Below are 2000 nucleotides of genomic sequence, written 5' to 3' on the forward strand. Positions count from 1 at the left end.
TCATAACCATAGGTCCCACGGCGAAAATCAGAGCGCAAACTTTTGGAAAGGTCAGTGATTGCTTCAATAGCTTCAAGCTGTGTTCGTTCAGGCAACTGATCAAAGTAAAGTTGAAAGGAATTCCACCATGCGCGCCCCGTCCATGCGGGTTGAAAGCGTGCCGAAATCTCTAGCCATCTCAAACCCATCTCTATTGCCGCAAGAGAGCCACGTATCCTCTGCCATGCAAGCCCTTGATCAATTAAATCATAAAGGTTTGGAACATAAGGCGTAAGCTCTCCAAGCCCGTATTCTTCAATCAACCACGGCAAGAAACGGGGAGGGCGTGTGATCAGTTTTGCGCGTGAAATCCCCAAAACAGAACCATCAATATCTTGATGAAAATCGCAAGCATCAGCAAGGCGCTTTTCAAATTCTGTTGCGTTTGTGGGAAGGAGGGAACCAACCATTAGCGCGCACGCCCTTTGAAGTTTAAGGTGATTTTTCCAATCGATAAAACTTCTTCATCACAAACTGTACTGTCCCTTGTTGGTGTAATGGCGATCACTTTTTGGACACCAGAAATCATGAGTTTTGAAATCCACCACGACAAACTTAATTCACGACCAATGGCTTGTTCTTGTCTCCATGCTGCTCTTAAATTTGTTTCCATTGTTGTGAGAATTTTCAAAGATGTTTCTGGTAACAGCCAAACATCTGCTTCTAAATCCAGCACTTTTTTGACAGCAGCGTGAACAATGATTGTATCATTGGTCATGATGATATTTTTTCTGTGCAGAGCTTCTGAGACTGTTTGTATGAGATCTTCAGAGGCTGTTCCTTCTTCATTGTTGCCAAAAAGAGCAACATAGATAGTTGGGTCTTTGCCTTTACGGTAAACAATCGCATCCTTAACACGACTATCGCTTGAGAGAGCGATAAGCTTGTAATAGGGCTCTGTCCCGCTACCATTGCCACCACGGGCATGAAGCTCTATACGTTCACGATATCTCTCGTCACTTTCACCCTCCATGCGGGCAAGACCATGCCAGTTTCCTAAAGCATCAAGAGATTCACCGGTTGCAAAATCAAGAATGTTGTTGCGTGCCGCTTCGTTAATACGCTGTCTTAAAAGCAACTCTCGATAGCTAAAAGCCTCAATGACTTTTACAGCCGGATCACTTTCAAGAATGGTATATTCCGGCAAAAGCTCTTTTAAATGGGCAAGAGCAGCAGCGCGTATTTCCTCAAAAGAAAGTTCTGTGATGATTTCGGGTTTTGCAAGCACTCCATTCATTTTATCAATAATCCTTCCATGGTAATGGGCTTGCCGGATGGCAAATAAATGCCTTCAAAGGACAAAGAAACTTGTCCAGCCTCAACCATTTTAAAATCAATTTTTTTCAGTTTAAAACGCGGTTCCCACTTGTCTACAGCCTCAGCAACAGCAGCATAAAGAGCAACAGCAAAAGCATTATTAACCGGTGCATCAATAAGTTCAGCAACACGTGAACCATAATCACGCCGCATTACACGCGAACCAATCCGTGTTGACAAAATATCAAGGATTGATTGGCGCAAATGATCAATGCCGGTTAATGGCTTTCCAGTTGTGCGGTCCATTCCACTGTTCAATTGGGACCTCCTGTCATAGAACCGCCAGGGGAAACACCACCATGAACATGGCTGTTTCCAATATTGGTGCCGTTATGCTTTAGTCCACTTGAGTGAATGGAAACATTATTCCCAGAATGAAGAGAGAGACTATCATTCGAATTCAGTGAAACGCTACCACCTGCCTTCAAAGAAATGCCGCCCTTTGCGTTTAAATTTATATCGCTTTCTGAAACAATCTTTATACCTTCCGGTGCCGTAAGCTCTAGCTTGCCACCATCACCTTTTAGTGACACACCATCAGCGATTGTCAGGATAAATTTTCCACCGGATTTGATGTGAATTCCATAAGTGTTTTGTTCATCATCATATTCAAGGCTGGTTCCATCAGGGTATATCGTTCGGTG

The 2000-nt window shown here is 43.5% G+C and carries 3 protein-coding genes and 1 pseudogene; all 4 read right to left on the reverse strand.

The annotated features are described in order from the left end of the window. Positions 1 to 449, reverse strand: a 449-nt coding sequence (locus ACFIK6_RS09565) for a phage tail protein (protein ID WP_375677594.1), incomplete at its 3' end; no start/stop codon positions are given. Further along, positions 449 to 1276 (reverse strand): baseplate J/gp47 family protein, encoded by an 828-nt coding sequence (locus ACFIK6_RS09570; RefSeq protein ID WP_375677595.1) that lies wholly within the window; start codon positions 1274 to 1276, stop codon positions 449 to 451. The genes ACFIK6_RS09565 and ACFIK6_RS09570, both read right to left, overlap by 1 nt. Then, on the reverse strand, positions 1273 to 1614 hold the full coding sequence (locus tag ACFIK6_RS09575; RefSeq protein WP_273783903.1) for a GPW/gp25 family protein: 342 nt from the start codon (positions 1612 to 1614) through the stop codon (positions 1273 to 1275). The genes ACFIK6_RS09570 and ACFIK6_RS09575 overlap by 4 nt, the downstream gene beginning before the upstream one ends. Next, positions 1611 to 2000 (reverse strand): annotated as a pseudogene (locus ACFIK6_RS09580) (phage baseplate assembly protein V); the annotation flags it as partial. The pseudogene ACFIK6_RS09580 and the gene ACFIK6_RS09575, both read right to left, overlap by 4 nt.

The sequence above is a fragment of the Bartonella sp. AS69XJJH genome, assembly GCF_042195585.1.
Lineage (GTDB): Bacteria > Pseudomonadota > Alphaproteobacteria > Rhizobiales > Rhizobiaceae > Bartonella.

Bases quoted from the DNA above. Each gene is read 5' to 3' on its own strand.
- ACFIK6_RS09570 (WP_375677595.1), bottom strand. From the start codon at position 1,276: ATGAATGGAGTGCTTGCAAAACCCGAAATCATCACAGAACTTTCTTTT.